The organism is Candidatus Benthicola sp. (assembly GCF_058719085.1).
Genome location: NZ_JBZQEK010000068.1, coordinates 41,191 through 58,024 on the forward strand (window position 1 = coordinate 41,191; position 16,834 = coordinate 58,024).

Genomic DNA, 16,834 nt, shown 5'->3' on the forward strand with positions numbered 1-16,834 from the left:
ATGGCGCCCCGGTCGAGCGATCTGCAGCGTCCCGTCCAGTACCTCAAGGGGGTGGGCCCGAGGCGCGCGGAACGTCTCGCGCGGCTCGGCGTGACGACGGCCCGTGATCTGCTGTATCACATCCCGCATCGGTACGAGGATGCGACGACCGTCGCGGGGATCGGATCCCTTCGACCGGGCGATGACGCGACGATCATCGGGCGGGTGGTGTCGAAAGGGGTCATTCCCACCCGGAGCCGGCTGAGGATCTTTCACGCCGTGCTGCGGGACGAGACGGGACTGATCGAGTGCGCGTGGCCGGGACAACCGTGGCTCGACAACACGATCCGAAAGGGCGACCTCATCCTCGCCTCGGGTCCCGTGGGGTTCTACCACGGGCGCCAGATGCGACCCAGAGAACACACGGTGCTCGCCGGCGAAGCCGAAGGAGAGTCCGGGAGCGGTCGGGTGTTTCCCGTCTATCCCGCCACGGAGGGACTCAGCCATCGGCAGATCCGCACGATCGTGGAGACCAACCTCGACGAGCTTCTGGGGGATGTCGAGGCGGGCGAGCTCTTCGACTCGGAATGGCGCAGGGCCGTAGGGCTCATGGACCTGCGGAATGCCCTCGAGCAGTTGCACCGTCCAGAGGACCTGTCACGGGTGGGCGCGGCAAGGAGACGCCTCGCATACGAGGAGCTCTTCTTCCTGCAGCTTCTGCACGCCCGGGCGCGTCACAGCTACCGGACGCGCGATGCCGGAGTGACGCATGACGCTCCGCCAGCCCGGACCGAACGGCTGCTCCGCTCTCTGCCGTACGAGCTCACGGCCGCTCAGCGGAAGGCCTGGACCGAGATTCGCACTGACATGGAGACGCCGGGTCGAATGTACCGGCTGCTCCAGGGCGACGTCGGCAGCGGCAAGACCGTGGTGGCTGCGGCGGCCATGGTGCGCGCGGTGGACGGTGGCCGTCAGGCCGTGCTCATGGCTCCCACCGAGCTTCTTGCCGAACAGCACCTGAGAACGCTGTCCGATCTGCTTCGTCCGGTGGGTGTCGAGCCGCGTCTGCTCACCGGGTCGATCACCGGTCGGACGCGGGAGCGACGGCTCGACGACATCCGCACCGGGGAGGCGGATGTGATCGTGGGAACCCATGCACTCATCCAGGAAGGCGTCGACTTCGGGCGGCCGGGACTCGTCGTGATCGATGAGCAGCACCGGTTCGGCGTCGAGCAGAGACGCGCCCTCCGGGACGCGGGTGGGGCGGCCGACACGCTCGTGATGTCGGCGACTCCCATTCCGAGGTCCCTGGCGCTCGCCCTGTACGGTGATCTCGATCTCTCGGTCATCGACGAGATGCCGCCCGGACGCCGGGAGATCATCACCGGGGTCCGAGGGCCCGGAGACCGGACGGCTGCCTTCGAGTTCCTTCGCGGCCAGCTGTCCGAGGGCCGGCAGGGATACGTCGTATATCCACTGATCGATGAGTCCGACCGGGTAGAGGCGGCAGCCGCCACCCGGGCGGTGGAGGAGCTGTCCTCGCTGTTCCCGGAATTCCGGCTGGAGCTCCTGCATGGAAGGCTGGCCGCGACCGAGAAGGAGTCGGTCATGCGCCGGTTCCTTGAAGGAGAGACCCACCTGCTCGTGGCCACGACCGTCATCGAGGTGGGCATCGATGTTCCCAACGCGACCGTAATGCTGATCGAGCACGCCGACAGGTTCGGTCTCGCTCAGCTGCATCAGCTTCGCGGCCGGGTCGGCCGCGGCGCGGAGCAGTCCTACTGCGTGGCCTTCTACTCCGGAGAGGTGCCACCCGATCGTCTCCGGGCGTTCGCTCGAACGAGCGATGGGTTCGAGATCGCCCGGGAAGATCTTCGCCTCAGGGGTCAGGGCAACCTGTTCGGCGCCGAGCAGCACGGGCTCCCGGCGCTGCGGTTCGCGGACCTCGAGCAGGACCAGGAGCTCCTGGAGCACGCGCGGGACCGGGCGCGCAGAATGGTGGAGGAGGACCCGCAGCTCGCCTCGCGACGATACCGGCCCTTTGCCCGGGTGCTCGAGGAGAGATATGCGGACCAGGCGGCTCTGTATGCCGTCGGTTGACGTTGACGAGGCCGGGCCCGGCGTCCTAGCTTCGGCGCCGCGAGCCGATCCCAACCACGGAAAGTCCACAGACATGGAATCCAGTCTGACCTCAGTCTGCGATTTGGCGGACCGCGCCGGAGAAGAGGCGACCCTCTTCGGTTGGGTCGCCCAGTTTCGCTCGAGCGGAAAGATCGCCTTCGTGGGCCTCAGGGACGGGACCGGCACGGTCCAGGTCGTCGTGGCTCGGAACGAGGTCGATGACGAGTCCTGGGAGACCGTGGGCGCGCTGTCCCTCGAGAGCAGCCTGAGAGTCAGGGGGCTGGTTCGTCAGGACGACCGCGCACCCGGTGGATACGAGATCACGGCCCGCGCGATCGAGCTCGTCGGTGGCTCGGAGGAGTATCCGATCCAGCCCAAGGAACACGGCGTGGACTTTCTTCTCAACCATCGCCACCTGTGGCTGCGGCACGGACGCCAGGCCGCGATCATGCGCGTGCGGGACGAGATCGTGAAGGCCATCCGGGACTTCTTCTACGACCGCGACTTCGTTCTGGTGGACTCGCCCATCCTCACCGGGTCGATCGGTGAGTCGGCCGGCACGCTTTTCAGCACCGAGTATTTCGATCTCGGCAATGCCTACCTGGCTCAGACGGGACAGCTGTACGTCGAGGCCGCCGCGGCGGCGCTGGGCAAGGTGTATTGCTTCGGCCCCACGTTCCGGGCGGAGAAGTCGAAGACCCGCCGGCACCTGACGGAGTTCTGGATGGTCGAGCCCGAGGTCGCCTGGCTCGACTCCGAGGGCAACATGCGTTTGCAGGAGGAGCTCGTCTCGTATCTCGTGGAACGGGTGATCGACCGTAAGATGCCCGAGCTGGAAGAGCTGGAGCGGGACGTGGAGAAGCTCCTCAACGTGCGTCCTCCCTTCGACCGCCTCAGCTATACCGAGGCGGTCGAAGAGCTGCGACTCCAGGGGACGGAGATCGAGTGGGGTTCCGATCTCGGCGCCGAGCACGAGACCGTGCTCACCGACGGTCGGGACCGACCCCTGTTCGTCTACGATTATCCGCGCGAGGCGAAGGCCTTCTACATGAAGGAGAACCCGGACGACCCGCGCACGGTCAAGTGCAACGATCTGCTGGCGCCGGAGGGCTACGGCGAGATCATCGGAGGCAGTCAGCGGGAGGACGACTACGAGCGGCTCCGGTCGCGCATCCGGGAAGAGGGGCTGCCGGAGGACGCCTACGGCTGGTACCTGGACCTGAGGCGCTACGGCACCTTCCCCCACAGCGGCTTCGGGCTCGGCCTGGAGCGAACGGTGGCCTGGATCTGCGGCGTTCCGCACCTGCGCGAGACCATCGCGTTTCCGCGGATGATGACCCGGCTGACCCCCTGAGGGGCTCGCTCACGGGACCTGCTGAAACGAATCGCCCTTTGAACCCGTAGAGCGGGCGAGAGGAGGCAACATGGAGCTCATTGCAGCATTGATGCTCGCCGCGGCCGGGGCCGGGATGGGCATCAGCTACGTGAAGGTCAGGGACTTCGTGCGGACGCGGCTTCGTTTCGTGGACTCGGCGCAGAAGCCTGCCGCACCGTGGATTGCCGGCGTCGCCGGCGCTCTTGTGGCGGCCCCCGTCGTGGCACTTCTACCCGTGCTCGGCCCGTTCACGGCGATCGTCTACGGGGTGGTCGTGGGAGCGGGGGTGCGCAGCGGCCAGAAGCAGGTGAAGCAGATCACGGGCGGGTGAGGCCGGTCTCTTTCACCCGTTCCCACAACCCATCCAGCTCCTCCAGGCTCGCCTGCCCCGGATCGAGGCCCGCTTCGCCCGCTAGCTGAAGCAGAGCACGGAACCGCCCGGCGAACTTCGCGGCCGCACGTTCCAGGGCCGTGCTCGGGTGAACGCCGGCGAGCCGTGCCACGTTGACCGCGGCGAACAGAAGATCGCCGATCTCGTCTTCTACCCTGGAGTCCGGGCGGGCGGTCGCGGAACGCTCGCTGGCAGGTCGTGTCGCCTCGAGGGCCTCGCGCACCTCGCTCAGTTCCTCCTCGAGCTTCTCGAGGGCCCCGCCGACATCCGGCCAGTCGAAGTTCAGTCCGGCGGCTCGATCCTGCATGCGCAGGGATCGGCTCAACGGCTCCAGGCCGGGAGGAATCCCCTCGAAGGGGTCGGACTCGCTCGCCCCGGTCGTTCCCGCTGCGGCCGCGGATCGCTGCTCGGCCTTCATGGCCTCCCAGTCGGGCGCCTCTTCCGCATCTCCGTACACGTGGGGGTGGCGCCGGCGCATCTTGCCTTCCATGGCGGAGACCACCCCCGCCGAGTCGAAGGCGCCCCGTTCCTCGGCGAGCACGATCTGGAAGGCGATGTTGAGCAACAGATCCCCGAGCTCCGAGAGCAGAGGCTCGTCCTGGCCGAGGAGCACGGCGTCGGCGACCTCGTGCGCCTCTTCGAGGAGGTACGGCCGCAGGCTCTCCGGAGTCTGTCTGGCGTCCCACTCGCAGTGCAGGCGAAGATAACGAACCAGGGCGAGAGCCCGTCCGAGACTCGAGTCGGTCGGTCGGGCTGTCACCAGATGTTCCGCTTCGGTCCCGTTCGGTCCCGGAATCTGTTGCTCGCTGGACATAGGCCGGATATACTATGCGCGCCTTGAACAACGTGCCAATGGAAGCGACCGAGCGCGCCTGGATGGAGGTGGATCTGGGCGCGTTGCGCAGGAATATTGAGGTCATCGCGAGTCGCGTCGGGGACCGCTGCCGTCTCCTCCCCATGGTGAAGGCGGATGCCTACGGGATCGGGATGGAGCGGGTCGTGCGGGCGCTGATTCCCGTTCGACCCTGGGGCTTCGGCGTCGCGACTACGGAGGAGGGCAGGGCGTTGCGCCGCGCGGGCTGGGACGGGCCGGTCCTCGTGTTCGCCGCGACTCTGCCCCGTGACCTCCCGAGTCTTGCGGTAGAGCGCCTCGAGCCGGTCATTCCCGGCGTCGAGGCGCTCGTCGCTTGCGAGGCGAGTCTGGCCGGGCAGTCGCTGTCGGTGCACCTGGAGGTGGACACCGGCATGGGTCGCTTCGGCGCCGGGTGGCAGTCCGCGAAGGAGTGGGCGCCCGAGGTGGCGCGGGTTCTGGCCGGGGGATGCCTTCGGCTCGCCGGGACGATGACCCATTTCCACTCGGCGGATCGGTCATCCGAGGCGACCCGGGAGCAGTGGGCCCGTTTCGAGGCGGCTCTGAACGAGCTGAGAAGAGCGGGTGTCGACCCGGGTCTGCGGCACGCGGCAAACAGCGCGGCCGCGTTGCTCGAAGAGGGGCTGGAGGCCGATCTGGTGCGACCCGGCATCTACCTGTACGGTGGAGGCGGCTGGGAGCCGAGAGCTCATCCGGTCGCGTCGGTGCGGGCACGAGTGCTCGATGTGCGCGAAGTGCCGGCGGGCACGACCGTGAGCTACGGGGCCACCTGGAAGGCCCCGCACCGCGCCCGGCTCGCCACGCTCGGCATCGGGTATGCCGATGGCATTCGGCGGGAGCTCTCGAATCGCGGCCGGGCGATCCTCCGAGGGGTGGAGGCACCGATTCGTGGCGTCGTGTGTATGGACACCGTCGTGGTCGACATTACGGGCCGGGAGGACGTTGTTCCCGGAGATGTCGCCACGCTTCTGGGCCGCGACGGTGAAGCCGAGATCGGTCTGGAGGAGATGGCCAGCACGTGCGGCACGATCGACTACGAGATTCTGACCGGCTTCGGTGATCGGTTGCCGCGGCTGGAGGTGGAACGAGACGGGGGCGAGGAGAGGGTCGGGTCTGGATGATGGGCACGCGAGAGGTGGGAACCGAGGGTCGATGGTCCTTGAGATGAGTCGCCAGGCACTTCGGACCGAGGCCCATCGGGCTATCGAACGGGCGTACGCGCCCTACTCGGGATTCCGGGTGGGGGCGGCGGTCGAGACGTCCAGCGGATCGATCCACGGCGGGTGCAACGTCGAGAACGCCTCTTTTTCCCTCACCATGTGCGCGGAGCGAGTGGCACTGGGCGCGGCCGTGCGGGCCGGTGAGAGGTCGCTGCGCGGAGTGTACATCTACTCGGACTCGGAAGAGCCGGTACCTCCCTGCGGCGCATGCCGACAGGCGCTGTCGGAGTTCGAACCGGACGTGGCGATCGTGAGCGAGGGACGGAGCGGCCGGACCCGGGAGTGGCGACTGTCGGAGCTCCTGCCGGCGCAGTTCCGGCTCGAAGAGCATGCGCCGCGAGGGGGAGATCGCCCGGCTCCGGAGGGGCACCCTTGACCCGTAGCCACGCTTGCGCCCTCCTGGTGATCGGCCTGGCGCTGGGTGTCGGCGCGTGCACGGAGGATCCCATCACGGCCGCGGACGCAGCCTCCGCTCCCGGATACTCGACGCCCACGGTCGAGGTCTACCTGGAGGCTGGAGACCTTCCGTCGTGGCGTGACACGACGTACTGGGGATTCTCGACGCCGAGCTCCGCCGCCTACCAGATTCTGGCGAATCAGGAAGACCTGGCGTCCCGGCCCCTCGGTCGCTTCAGCACCATCCCCGACTCCCTGTTCGTCGACACGGCGAGAGTGGCGATCGACAGCTTCACCTCGGCGGCGATCCGAATCACCGTCGACACGATCGCCTCGGTGGTCCCCGAGGGCGAGATGGAGATCGCGGTCTGGTCGCTGTCCCGCGGCTTCGATGCCGGGGACGTCACCTGGCAGCTGGCGCGCACCGGAGAACCGTGGACCACGCCGGGTGGCGATCTCGACGTCCGCCTGGGCGTCGACACGGTGAGCTTCAGGGACGGGGAAGGGGGGGGACTTCTCGACACCGTCCGGGTCACGCTGGATGTCGATGCGGACTCCCTGCTCACCGCGTGGAGGGACGCCGACGGGGAGCCGGGGTTCGCGATCGTCGCCTCGGGTTCTCCCGGCCAGCTTCGCACGGTGAACATCGCGCTGCTCACCGGGGCTGCGCTGCAGAGCCTCGACACGGTGGTGTCGGTCGCACGCGGGGCCGTGCCGGCCTCGTTCATCTTCGATCCTTCGACGCCGGACCCGACCACCCGGCTGCGCCTCGCCGGCATGCCTTCGGCGCGGTACTACATGACGTTTGAGCTCCCCGACAGCCTCGGTCTTCTCGAGCTCCGCGGAGCCACGATCAACCGCGCAACGCTGGAATTCAGACCGACGTCCGCTCCGCCCGAACCGTTTCCCCTGAAGGAGAACGCCTTCGCTCAGGCGGTCCGATTGCTCGCCGATCCGTTCGTGTTCGGTGAGAAGACCCCGATCGGTCAGCTCCTCGGGGGACAGATCCTGTTCCGTCCTGATTCGCTCGCGGGCGGGGTCACCATGCAGTACGACATCACCGCGCTGGTTCGCTTCTGGAGCCAGTCGCCGGCGGACTCGATCCCCGACTTCGCGGTCGGGATTCTGCCCGTGCCGGAGAATCGCCAGTTCGGGTACTGGGAGTTCTTCTCCGCCGAGGACGGTCCCGGGCTGCAACCGGTGGTTCACCTGCTGTTCACTCCGAACCCGTCCTTCCTGTTTCCGTGATCGCGCGGCGCGGTTCTCGACTTCGACCTGCGGTCGGCGCGCGCAGGCGAGCCTGTCTCGCGGTCCTGGCCGTGCTGTGCGCTCCGTCGCTTCTCGCCGGGCAGACTCCGGTGACGGATCTCGGGCTCGGGTATCCGGTCCCCTCTCTCGACGCCCGGGCGGCCGCCCTCGGGGGGACGGGCATGGGGCTCTTCGGGGGCTCGTTTTCCTCGCGGAATCCCGCCGATCTGGCCCTGTTCAACAGTCCGGCGATCGGCGGTACCCTGGCGCCGGAGTCCGTCACGCTCATGACGGCCGAGGGGAACCAGTCCACCGGTCGAAGCCGCTACGCGGTCGTTCAGGGGGTTCTGCCGTACCGGGAATGGACCGTGGGCTTCAACATCAACTCGGAGCTGGACCAGGACTGGGACGTCGTGCTGACCGACACTCTGCGCACGGGGTTCGGCGATTATCCGTACTCCGAGAGGCGACAGAACGACGGCGGAGTCAGCTCGATCGGGCTCGACCTCGTGCGGCGATTCGGTCCCCTGGCCGTCGGCGTCGAGGGGAGCGTCGTGACGGGCAGCCTGCGACAGGTCCTGCGCAGGGTGTTCGATCCCGCCGTAGGGGATCCGTCCAACGAGATCGGCGGCGCCACGGGGGATGCGCGCTGGGCCTTCAACGGGTGGCGCTTCCGGGCCGGCGTGACCGGTGAACTGGGACGACGCCTGGTGCTGTCGGCCGCGGTCACGACCTACACGAATCTGGAAGCGAAGAAGGACACCTTCGGAATCGCTCTTCCGACGATCGAGTTCGACCTGCCGGTCGAGTTCGCGGGAGGAGGCAGCGCCGCCCTCACGGAGTCCCTGCTCGTGACCGTCGCCGGCGGCTGGCAGGGCTGGTCGGACACGGACGTGTCGGTGCTCGGCGCAGAATCAGCGGACGTGACCTGGATCGGTGGCGGAGCGGAGTACATCGGGTTCCGTCTGCTCGGAATGCCCACACCTCTGCGGGCCGGCTACCGGTACACCGACCTGCCGTTCTACGAGCGCGGGTTCGAGCCGTTGTCCGAACAGGCCTTCACGTTCGGCTTTGGCCTGCGGCTGGCCGAGGGTCGGGCCGCGATCGATTTCTCCGGCGAGATCGGCAGTCGCGGGGATCTCGCCACCACGGGAACGCAGGAAGACTTCCAGCGTTTCTCGTTTTCGGTGGGCATCAGCACGCAATAGCGGCCGCTCGCCGCCGCCCGGGCTCCTCTTCAGGCGGCCCGGCTCTCTCCCACGGCCCGCAGCACCTCGCGCTCCAGCAGATCGGGGTGGGTCACCGGCCACGCATGACCCCTCGGGACCCGCCGGACGACGATCCGGGTGCCCGGGGATCGGGCGAGAAACGTCTCGTACTCGTCCGGCCGGTACAGGTGGTCGAAATCCGCGACCACGATGTGTGCGTTCGGTGCCGTGGGCCGAAAGGCGCTCGTGAGGCAGTGCAGCGTCTCCGACACGGCCGGAAACAGGGAGGCAGGGCGGCGGATCGCGGTGCCCACGTAGTCCCGGAAGATGTTCCAGGCCCAGGGCACTCCCCGTCGTCCCTCCAGGCCGAGGTACTCCCTGAGCTGGAGGCGGACCGCTCGGCCGAACTTGCTTGCCCAGCCGACGTCGAGGGGGATCAGAGGCGACAGGGCGACGGCAGGAGCCGAGCCGAGCAGGGCCAGGAAACCACCGTAGGAGTGGCCGACGCGGCAGGCGGCTGGCGCGTAGCGATCGGCCAGGGCCTCGAGGAGATCCCGATACGGGTCCACTCGTTCGGGAAGGCTCGGGTGAGTCTGGAAGGACAGGTCCGGCACGACCACCGTGAAGTGACTCGCGAGCCGGGCGAGGCCCTCCCGATAGTACCTCGGGTGCACCCCGAGCCCCGGAAGGAAGACCAGGGGCTCTCCCTCCCCGAGGAGTTCCACCGGCACCTCGAGGTCGCCGTACCGGAATCGCTCGTGCCTCGCCATGATCCGGGATCCTACGAACGGTCACCGGTGCAGGCAATGCGCTGCGGCCATGACCACGGCGGCCGGCCGCGCCCGCGGCCTGCCGTGTCTGTGGACCGCGCCCGCCCCGCCCGGTAGGTTCATTCGGTTGATAACGGATTGATCGAACCCTCTACCCTGCTGGAGAGCGAGCTTGGCGAGCACGACCGCGTGGGTCTCGTTGCGTCGCAAGGAAGGAACCGGGCCGCCGGGTCCGGTTCCGGCGAGCCGCCGCGCGTTCATCGAAACGTATGGCTGCCAGATGAACATCGGCGATTCCGAGATCATGGCCGGTGCGCTGGCTCGCAGGGGCTACGTCACGGTCGACGATCCTTCACGCGCCGATGTGATCGTGATCAACACGTGCGCCATCCGCGAACATGCGGAGACGCGGGTCCTCGGACGGATCGGACAATTGCAGGCCGTTCGCCGACACCGTCCCGATCTCGTGCTCGCGGTGACGGGATGCATGGCCCAGCGAATGGGGGAGCGTCTCCTGGACGACACCTCGGGAGTGGACATCGTGGCGGGCCCTGACTCGTACCGGAGGCTGGGCGAGCTCGTCGAGGAGATTCGATTCGGAGGCGTGTCCCGGGGGCAGGCGCTGCTCGCGCTGGATGAGCGCGAGGGGTACGAGGGCATTTCCGCTGTGCGGCGGGAGGGGGTGACCGCGTGGGTCACGGTTCAGCGCGGCTGCGATCACCGCTGCACCTTCTGCATCGTGCCCTACGTGCGAGGCGCGGAGAAGAACCGCGATCCGGAAGCCGTTCTCGCCGAGGTGAGAGCGGCCGTCGAGGACGGATATACGGAGGTGACCCTGCTCGGGCAGACGGTGAATTCCTACCGATCGGGAGACTGGGACTTCGCTCGACTGCTCGGCGCAGTGGCGAAGGTGGAGGGTGTGCGGCGAGTCCGGTTCACGTCGCCGCATCCGAACGATGTGACGCCCGCGATGATCCGGGTGATGGCCGAGGAACCGGCCGTGTGCCCGCAGCTGCACCTGCCGGTCCAGTCGGGCTCGAATCGAGTACTCCGTCGCATGGTGCGTCGATACACGGCGGAGCGGTTCCTGGAAACCGTCGACCGGGTGCGAGAGGGTGTCCCGGGTATCGCGCTCAGCACCGATGTGATCGTCGGCTTCCCCGGCGAGACGGAGGCCGACTACCAGCAGACCGTCTCCCTGCTCGAGTCCGTTCGCTTCGATGACGCCTTTCTGTACCGGTATTCGCCGCGGGACGGGACGCCGGCCACGCGATTCCCCGCCGCCGACTTCGTGGCCGACGACATCGCGGCCCGGCGCCTCGAGGACGTGATCGGCCTGCACCGCCGCATTCAGCGCCAGATCAACGAGTCGGAGGTGGGCGCGGTGGCCGAGGTTCTGGTGGAGCGTCGCGCGCGAAGCGACGGCGACGTGCTCGGCCGGACGGATACGGGCAAGGTGGTGGCCTTCCCGGGACCGGAGACATGGACGAATACCTACCGCACCGTCCGGTTGGATTCCACCACCGGGGCCACCTTTCGAGGGACGGTGGTGACGTGAGCTCGGTGGGACGACGCATGGTGCTGGTCGCCGCCTTCTCGGCCGTGGCCGCGCTGTTCGCGGTCCAGAACGGCGGAATCCGCGTGCCGGTGAGACTGTGGATCGTGACGATCGACTCGCTGTCGCTGCCCGTGGTGGTGTTCGGATCGATCGCGATCGGGATGCTGCTCGTGTTCCTGGCCGGCCTGAGGGCGGACCTCCGGACACGGCGAATGTTGAAGCGATACCGTGACGCGCTCGGCGGCGCGTCCGAGGAGCCCTGAGCCGCCGATCCGGCGTCAGCCCCCGCCGCGCCGCGCCCCTCCTTCTCCTCGCCCTGGCGATGGCCCTCGGCATCGCCGTCGGTCTGCAATCGTATCCGTGGATCCCCGTCCGTCGCTTTGCCCTTCCCGGGTCCGGTTTCGCTCTCGCGATCCTCTCCCTCCTCTTCGTGGTGCGCTTTGCGCGCAGGCCCGGACCCCGAACACTTCGCGGGACGATCGGGCCTTTCTCGAGCGCTGTGCTCGCGGGTCTCCTGATCGGAGCGGCCGCGGCCCTGCCGGTTCGGAGCGCCTGTACGCGTGATCTGAACAGCGGTGACGGAATCCGGGCACTCGGAGTGGTGCGCGAGGCGACGGCTCCGGGTCGCTCGGTCCGAATCACGCTGGCCAGCGCACTCGTCGAGCGGGTGCCCGACGGCCGGCACTGCCGGATCGATCGGTTGATCGCCCGGATCGACTCCGTGGCGAACCGGTTGCCCGTCGGGGCCAGCGTACAGGTGCGGGGCGAGTGGGTCGGACTGGGTCACCGTGGGAACTGGCCGCGACGCCCGAACCGCGAGGGAATCGTGGTCGGCCGACTGGGAGGTCCGGTTCCCGCGCCCGCGGGGACGGCGACGTATGGATCCGGGGTCGGCGGGATCCTGGTGCGCGCGCGAGCCGCCGCGTCGGAGCGCCTGCAACGGAGCCTTCCATCGGACGTCCGCCCGATCGCGCGGGCGCTGGTCCTGTCCGAACGAGACGAGCTGCCGGGCGAGGTCCGCCGCCAGTTCGCCGATGCTGGACTCGCCCATCTGCTGGCCATCTCCGGTCTGCATGTCGGCCTGATCGCGGGCGCCCTGGTTCTCCTCCTGCGATCGGCCCTCGGACCGTCCGGTGCGGCGGTGGGGGCGACGCTGTTGGTGGCTCTGTACGTCGGAGCGATCGGCGCTCCGCCCTCCGCGGTTCGCGCGAGCATTCTCCTGGCTGGCTGGTCGTCGGCGCAGACGCGGGGGCTCAGAGCAAGACCCTGGGACGTGCTCGGTCTCGCGGCGGTCATCGTTCTGATCCGCGATCCGCTGGCGCTCGTGGAGCCCGGCTTTCAGCTGTCCTTCGCGGGCTTCGCAGGTCTCGGGGCCGGCGCCGCCACATGGAGAAGCCTCGAACGGTCGAGTCTCGCCGGGACGACCACGGGCGGCACGCTTCGGTGGATGAGTCGACTACCGCGAGGTATGCGCAGACATCTGCGGCTCGTCGGGCTGGCCTGCTTCAGCAGTCTCGGCGCCTTTCTGGCCACGGCTCCGATCTCGGCAGCACATTTTCAGCATGCGGCCCCGATCGCCCTGGCATCCCACTTCGCCGGAACCCCGCTCGTGGCCGCAGCCATCGCAGCGCTGGCCATGACCCTGTTCTTGCCTTCTCCCCTGCGGGAGCTCGGTGCTGCGGCGGCCACCGTCATTCTCCGCTGGATGGTCATGCTGGTTCAGTGGATCGCCGGTCTGCCAGGGGGACACATCCGCGTGGCGACGCCCGGGTGGTGGTTCTGGTTCGGCGCCCTGCTCCTCTGCGTCGGCGGCTGGAGCAGCCTGAGGTGGAGGCGACTCCGTCCGGGTCTGTGGCCCGCGGCCCTGGGCGCGGCCGTGCTCCTCGGAGGGCCGGCGCTGCAGCGGTACGGATACGGGGGGGCCGCCTTGCTGTGCACCGTGGACGTCGGCCAGGGAGATGCCGCCGCCCTCCGGACCGCGAAGGGGCGGTGGATCCTGTTCGACGCCGGACCGAGCTTCGGCCGCCGCGATGCCGGACGCGACGTGATACTGCCCCTGCTCAGGCGATTCGGGGCCCGTCGCATCGATCTCTTCGTGCTGTCGCACCCGGATCTCGATCATGTTGGCGGCTTTCCGGCCGTTCACGAGGGCATGGGGGTGTTTCGCGTTCTCGACTCCGGTCACCCGGTGTTTACGCCCGCCTACGAGCGGTTTCTGGCCCTGGTCAGGGAGGAAGGGATGCGGTGGATGTCTGCCAGGCCCGGAGATTTCTACCGACTCGACAACGTCAGCGTGCGCGTGCTCGGCCCGCTCGATTCCGGATCTCAGACTGCCTCGTCCCCGGAGGCCCCCGCTCCGAAGGCGAACGAGACGAGCCTGGTGTTGCGCGTATCCATCGATGGAGCGCTGGTCTATCTCAACACCGGCGATGCCACGAGTGAGGAGGAACGGGTCATCCTGTCCGCCTGGGGGCCGGATTCGCTGCGCGCCGACGTGCTGAAGATCGGGCACCACGGAAGCCGGACCTCGACGTCTGCTGCCTTTCTCGGAGCGGTCCGCCCGTCCCTCGCGGTGATCTCCGCCGGGCGCGGAAACGCATATGGACATCCGCACCCCACGGTTCTTCACCGCCTGGAGGCCGCATCGGTACCGCGCGTCTGGAGAACGGATCGTGAGGGTACGGTCTGCATCGAGGTCGATCCTCGCAGTGGCTGGAGAATCAGGGGAGAACCGGCCTGGCAGCCGTTCCGCGCGGGTGGCACGCGTCTTGACGTTCGGGACGGATGAGAAATAGCGTGTCGCAGGGCTCACCCCGTGGAGGCTGGTATGGACCGATACGTCGTCACCCTCGGACGCTTCATCATCGAGCAGGAACGCAGCCATCCCGGTGCAACGGGGGCTCTCTCCAACATCCTGTACGACCTCACCCTCGCCGCGAAGCTGATCCACCGCGAGGTGACGAAGGCCGGGCTGGTGGACATCCTCGGGATGACCGGCACGGAGAACGTGCACGGCGAAGAGGTCCGCAAGCTGGACGAGTACGCGCACGATGTCGTGTTCAACGCCATGGATCACAACGGTCAGCTGTGCGTGATGGCCTCCGAGGAGGAGGAAGGGCTGATCCGCATCCCGGAGCGGTTCCCGACCGGGGAGTACGTGCTCCTGTTCGATCCCCTGGACGGCAGCTCGAACATCGACGCCAACATCTCGATCGGGACCATCTTCTCGATTCACCGCCGGGTGAGCGAGGGGCGGGACGGTACCCTGGAGGACTGTCTTCAGCGGGGCTACCGACAGGTGGCCGCGGGCTACGTGATGTACGGATCCTCGACCGTTCTGGTCTACACGACGGGGAACGGCGTGGCGGGTTTCACGCTCGATCCCTCCATCGGGGAGTTTCTGCTGTCTCACAGGGATATCCGCATCCCCGAGCCCGGCAAGAAGATCTACAGCGCCAACGAGGGCAACTTCGGGCGCTGGGGTCCGGGCCAGCAGGAGCTGATCGGGTATTTCCGGGGAGACAACGGAAGCGGAGGCGGCTTCTCGCACCGGTACGTCGGCTCCCTGGTGGCGGATTTCCACCGCACCCTCCTGTACGGCGGCATCTTCATGTATCCGGCCGACAGCAAGAACCCGAACGGGAAGCTCCGGCTGCTGTACGAGGCCGCCCCGCTGGCGATGATCTGCAAGCAGGCAGGGGGGCGCGCGACGGACGGAAGGCGCGACATCCTGTCCATCGAGCCCGTAGAGCTTCACGAGCGTACGCCTCTGTATATGGGCAACCGTGAGTGGGTGGAGCTGGCCGGGGAGTACCTGGCGCGGGACCCGTAGTCGGGCGCGGCCGGAATGAAGAACGGGGGGCCGGCGACGATCGCCGGCCCCCCGCTCGTTATGGGCTTCTCAGCCGTGTGTCAGTGCGCGATCAGAAGATCTCGGATCCGAACTCGTAGCGAATCGACAGCTGCAGCTGCCACGAGTTCCTCGTGTCGCCGTTGTTGACGAACGTGTCCTCCGGCGTCGGACCGCTGTAGTCGAAGTTTGGCACGCCGTTCTCCGAATCGGTCACCCGCACGATCGTCTGCGTCGAGAACACGCCGCCGCCGGCCGTTTCGATCAGGCCCCAATCGCTGTTCAGCAGGTTGAGGAGGTTGTAGATCCCCAGCTGCACCGAGAACCGGTTGTTGCCGGCGATCGGCGGGAGCCCCTGGCTGACCATCAGGTCGAGGAAGTTCTGCCACGGGTTCCGGCAGCTGTTCCGCTCCATGATCTGTCCACGCTGCTCGTTCAGACACGGATTCGCCGCGATCAGAGCGTCATACTCCTGCGCGTCCGCCGTGCTGTTGAAGTTCATGAGCGGATCGTTGGGTCCGGTGATCACGTACACCGGGTCGTTCCCGTTGAATCCGTCCGCGTTCAGGTCGCCCCGACCGCTGGAGCCGCCCGAGACGTAGGTGTACGGTGTGCCCGAGTAGCCGATGTAGATCAGGGACAGCTTGGTCGGCCAGTCCTTCCACGGAAACTCGTAGGTGGCCGAAGCCGTGACCTTGCTGGGGCGGTCGAACGACGACGTCGTCGCCACGTCCACCAGCTGGTCGCCCGCGTTCACCCGGCCGAACCGCCAGTTCGACGTGGCGCGGCTGGAGGTGAAGCTCTGGACGTCTTCGGCGTGCGAGTACGTGTAGGCCGCCGTCAGACGAAGATCCTGCCCGATGAACTTCTGCACGCCGGCCGTGAGGTTGTACGAGTAGTTCTCGCTCGTGTTCTGAAGCTCGAACACGCCCACGCTGCCGGTGCCGTACACGTTGGACCGGAAGTAGTTGGGCAGCGACCGTCCATCGTCCAGCTGAGTGCCGTAGAGCACGCGGCCGGTGTTCGGATCGGTGGCGAAGGCGCTTCCCGACCCGTCGGCCGCGTAGTTGCGGTTCACGATGAAGTAGTCGTTCACGCCCCAGTTGAAGATGCCTTCCAGCGTCAGCAGGAAGTCCTTCGGGAGCCGACGGTCGTAGGCGAGGTTCGCGCGCATGACCTGCGGGTACTTGGTGTCGCCCGAGATCAGGTCGATCTCGCCGAGAAAGTCGCCATCCCCGATGCCCACCGTGGGGTTCCCGGCTGCGTCGACGCAGCTCAGGTTCTGGCTGAACGGATCCGGATTGAAGGCCGGCGCGAAGCCGTTCGGGTTGCTCGGGCCGCACTGCAGAATCCCGATCCCGGTACCGTTGTTGCTGAACGCGTTCGACACCCACACGTACGCCGGGTTACCGGTGAACATTCCGACTCCGCCGCGCAGCTGCTGCGTCTGCTCGGCGTCGATGTCCCAGTTGAACCCGACGCGCGGGTTGAACAGGAACTGCCCCGAGGGGACGTCCGGGTCACCGAAGTCCTGGTTGACCTGCGCCGCGTACGTCGGCTGATCGAAGAACACCGGTATGTCCACCCGGAGCCCGAGGGTGAGCGCGAACTGCGGCGACAGCTGCCACTGGTCCTGGGCGTAGACGCCGAACTGGGCGCTGCTGAACTCCGCCGCCGTCACCGGCCCGCCCGAGAGGTTTCCGCTTACCGTGTAGAACGAGGCATCGTTGATGCCGCCCGACTGGAAAGCGGCCAGGTCGGGGAAGGTGTACACGCCGTACGAGGACTGCGCGAACAGGTTGTACACCTTGTAGAACTCGTTCCGCGTTCCGATGGTGATCGTGTGG

The 16,834-nt window shown here is 67.7% G+C and carries 14 protein-coding genes; 11 read left to right on the plus strand and 3 right to left on the minus strand.

From position 1 onward, the window contains the following. From recG to AC36XV_RS05665, 3 genes are all read left to right on the plus strand, one after another. Complete coding sequence (gene recG, locus AC36XV_RS05655; protein ID WP_492202707.1) at window positions 1-2,079, plus strand: ATP-dependent DNA helicase RecG; 2,079 nt, start codon at window positions 1-3, stop codon at window positions 2,077-2,079. 73 nt (window positions 2,080-2,152) lie between these two features. After that, window positions 2,153-3,454, plus strand: coding sequence for an asparagine--tRNA ligase (gene asnS / locus AC36XV_RS05660; protein WP_492202708.1), 1,302 nt, complete (start codon window positions 2,153-2,155; stop codon window positions 3,452-3,454). A gap of 70 nt (window positions 3,455-3,524) precedes the next feature. Beyond that, window positions 3,525-3,806 (plus strand): hypothetical protein, encoded by a 282-nt coding sequence (locus AC36XV_RS05665; protein WP_492202709.1) that lies wholly within the window; start codon window positions 3,525-3,527, stop codon window positions 3,804-3,806. Here the strand turns inward: AC36XV_RS05665 and mazG are convergent. After that, on the minus strand, window positions 3,793-4,626 hold the full coding sequence (gene mazG, locus AC36XV_RS05670) for a nucleoside triphosphate pyrophosphohydrolase (RefSeq protein ID WP_492202710.1): 834 nt from the start codon (window positions 4,624-4,626) through the stop codon (window positions 3,793-3,795). The two genes, AC36XV_RS05665 and mazG, sit on opposite strands and share 14 nt — an antisense overlap. A gap of 86 nt (window positions 4,627-4,712) precedes the next feature. Between mazG and alr the strand changes: the two genes are divergently transcribed. The 4 genes from alr (at window position 4,713) to AC36XV_RS05690 (ending at window position 8,809) form a co-directional block, all read left to right on the plus strand. Continuing rightward, a complete protein-coding gene (gene alr, locus AC36XV_RS05675) occupies window positions 4,713-5,858 on the plus strand; it encodes an alanine racemase (protein ID WP_492202721.1) in 1,146 nt (381 codons plus the stop codon). 43 nt (window positions 5,859-5,901) lie between these two features. Continuing rightward, a complete protein-coding gene (locus AC36XV_RS05680; RefSeq protein WP_492202711.1) occupies window positions 5,902-6,333 on the plus strand; it encodes a cytidine deaminase in 432 nt (143 codons plus the stop codon). After that, window positions 6,330-7,601 carry a hypothetical protein gene (locus AC36XV_RS05685; RefSeq protein WP_492202712.1) on the plus strand — a complete coding sequence of 424 codons (1,272 nt, stop codon included), beginning with the start codon at window positions 6,330-6,332 and terminating at the stop codon, window positions 7,599-7,601. Before AC36XV_RS05680 ends, AC36XV_RS05685 begins: the two co-directional genes overlap by 4 nt. Before the next feature lie 110 nt (window positions 7,602-7,711). Beyond that, window positions 7,712-8,809 carry a hypothetical protein gene (locus AC36XV_RS05690; protein ID WP_492202713.1) on the plus strand — a complete coding sequence of 366 codons (1,098 nt, stop codon included), beginning with the start codon at window positions 7,712-7,714 and terminating at the stop codon, window positions 8,807-8,809. A gap of 29 nt (window positions 8,810-8,838) precedes the next feature. Here the strand turns inward: AC36XV_RS05690 and AC36XV_RS05695 are convergent, their stop codons facing one another. Then, entirely contained in the window at window positions 8,839-9,579 is a 741-nt protein-coding gene (locus tag AC36XV_RS05695) for an alpha/beta fold hydrolase (protein WP_492202714.1), read from the minus strand. Window positions 9,580-9,751: 172 nt separating this feature from the next. On the opposite strand from AC36XV_RS05695, the gene miaB reads away from it, so the two are divergent. From miaB to fbp, 4 genes are read left to right on the plus strand one after another with little or no spacing between them, the layout of a single operon-like run. Beyond that, on the plus strand, window positions 9,752-11,137 hold the full coding sequence (miaB, locus tag AC36XV_RS05700) for a tRNA (N6-isopentenyl adenosine(37)-C2)-methylthiotransferase MiaB (protein ID WP_492202715.1): 1,386 nt from the start codon (window positions 9,752-9,754) through the stop codon (window positions 11,135-11,137). Further along, the gene (locus AC36XV_RS05705) at window positions 11,134-11,400 is read left to right on the plus strand and encodes a lipopolysaccharide assembly protein LapA domain-containing protein (protein ID WP_492202716.1); all 267 of its coding nucleotides are present in this window, start codon (window positions 11,134-11,136) and stop codon (window positions 11,398-11,400) included. Before miaB ends, AC36XV_RS05705 begins: the two co-directional genes overlap by 4 nt. Before the next feature lie 59 nt (window positions 11,401-11,459). After that, window positions 11,460-13,925, plus strand: coding sequence for a DNA internalization-related competence protein ComEC/Rec2 (locus AC36XV_RS05710; RefSeq protein WP_492202717.1), 2,466 nt, complete (start codon window positions 11,460-11,462; stop codon window positions 13,923-13,925). Window positions 13,926-13,964: 39 nt separating this feature from the next. Then, window positions 13,965-14,969 carry a class 1 fructose-bisphosphatase gene (fbp, locus tag AC36XV_RS05715; RefSeq protein WP_492202718.1) on the plus strand — a complete coding sequence of 335 codons (1,005 nt, stop codon included), beginning with the start codon at window positions 13,965-13,967 and terminating at the stop codon, window positions 14,967-14,969. A 91-nt stretch (window positions 14,970-15,060) separates the two neighbouring features. Here fbp and AC36XV_RS05720 read toward each other — a convergent pair. Further along, a partial coding sequence (locus AC36XV_RS05720) for a TonB-dependent receptor domain-containing protein (RefSeq protein WP_492202719.1) occupies window positions 15,061-16,834 on the minus strand: 1,774 nt, incomplete at its 5' end.